Raw genomic sequence first — 1,581 nt, forward strand, 5'->3', positions numbered from 1 at the left:
AACAGGCAAAGAAGTGATTCCTATAAAGTATGATGATGTTTGGTTTTTTTCAGAAGGATTAGCAGCCGTAAGTCTAAATAACAAATGGGGTTTTATAGATAAAACAGGTAAAGAAGTGACTCCTATAAAGTATGATGATGCTGAAAGTCCTTCAGAAGGATTAGCTAAAGTAAAATTGAATGATAAATATGGCTTTATAGATAAAACAGGCAAAGAAGTGATTCCTATAAAGTATGATTATGCAGAAGGATTTTCAGAAGAAGGATTAGCACAAGTAAAGCTAAATAACAAATGGTTCTATATAAACCAAAAAGGAGAATGTGTGAAAGACTGTAATAATGCCCCTGCCGACCACCCCATAGCCAAATAACTTTTAAAAAATATTACAAATATGAAAAACATATTACTTTACACTCTATTACTAACTGCATAGCTGATATAGAAGCATACGATTTGAAAATACAAGATGCTACTTTTGACAACTCATCAATACTAAAAGCTAAATTGTATATTAACGGCACTATACAAGGCAAATCTAATGGCTTTTTCGAATTGCGATACAAAGGGAATGCTATTAGCCGTATAGACCCCAGCCCAATGGTTAAAATTATAAAAGAAGAAAAAGAATGACACAAGAAAAAGACTTTCTAAAATATCAAGCTCCCACTTCACCTTATCCGCGATTGTTGGAGGTGGAACGCGCCGAAGGTAGTTATATCTACACTACCGATGGCAAAAAATATTTAGATTTTGTAGCAGGAGTATCGGCTTGTACCTTAGGGCATTGCCACCCTGCAGTAGTGAAAGCCATACAAGAGCAATGCGCTACTTATATGCACGTAATGGTGTATGGCGAGTACATACAAAAGCCTGCGGTAGACTTCTGCAAACTCCTTGCCGAGCAGTTGCCACCTGAACTCAATACCACCTATTTGGTAAACTCTGGTACCGAGGCTATTGAGGGCTCAGTAAAATTAGCCAAACGCGCTACGGGGCGCACCCAACTCATCGCTGCCAAAAATGCCTATCACGGCAATACACAAGGCTCGATGAGCTTAATGGGCTATGAAGAACGCAAACGCGCTTATCGTCCGCTTATCCCTGACGTAGATTTTATAGAGTTCAACAACGAAGCGGATATCCTGAAAATCACCGAACGCACCGCAGGGGTAGTCTTGGAAAGTATCCAAGGGGGAGCGGGCTTTATCGAACCTCAAAACGACTATCTCATCAAGGTAAAACGCCGTTGTGAAGAAGTAGGTGCTTTGCTCATCATCGATGAAATACAACCTGGTTTCGGGCGTACTGGCAAGCTCTTTGGCTTCCAAAATTATGGCTTTACCCCCGATATCATTGCAATAGGCAAGGGTATGGCAAGCGGTATGCCAGTAGGAGCATTTGTGTCGTCGTATGAGCGTATGCAGTTGTTGGCAAATAGTCCTAAAATGGGACATATCACCACTTTTGGAGGTAATCCCGTGATAGCAGCTGCCTCGTTAGCAACCCTCAACCAGCTCCTCACTACCGACCTGATGGCTCAAACTTTGGAAAAAGAAAAACTCTTCCGCAAGTATTTGCAAC

At 41.0% G+C, this 1,581-nt stretch carries 3 protein-coding genes; all 3 read left to right on the forward strand.

Annotation, left to right across the window (positions count from 1 at the left end; translation table 11 throughout):
• A partial coding sequence (locus tag HMPREF9073_RS15270; RefSeq protein WP_009750790.1) for a WG repeat-containing protein occupies nt 1-370 on the forward strand: 370 nt, incomplete at its 5' end.
• 83 nt (nt 371-453) lie between these two features.
• Entirely contained in the window at nt 454-630 is a 177-nt protein-coding gene (locus tag HMPREF9073_RS15920; RefSeq protein ID WP_009750791.1) for a hypothetical protein, read from the forward strand.
• Nucleotides 627-1,581, forward strand: a 955-nt coding sequence (locus HMPREF9073_RS07150) for an aspartate aminotransferase family protein (protein WP_009750792.1), incomplete at its 3' end; no start/stop codon positions are given. The genes HMPREF9073_RS15920 and HMPREF9073_RS07150, both read left to right, overlap by 4 nt.

Source organism: Capnocytophaga sp. oral taxon 326 str. F0382 (assembly GCF_000318295.1).
Lineage (GTDB): Bacteria > Bacteroidota > Bacteroidia > Flavobacteriales > Flavobacteriaceae > Capnocytophaga > Capnocytophaga periodontitidis.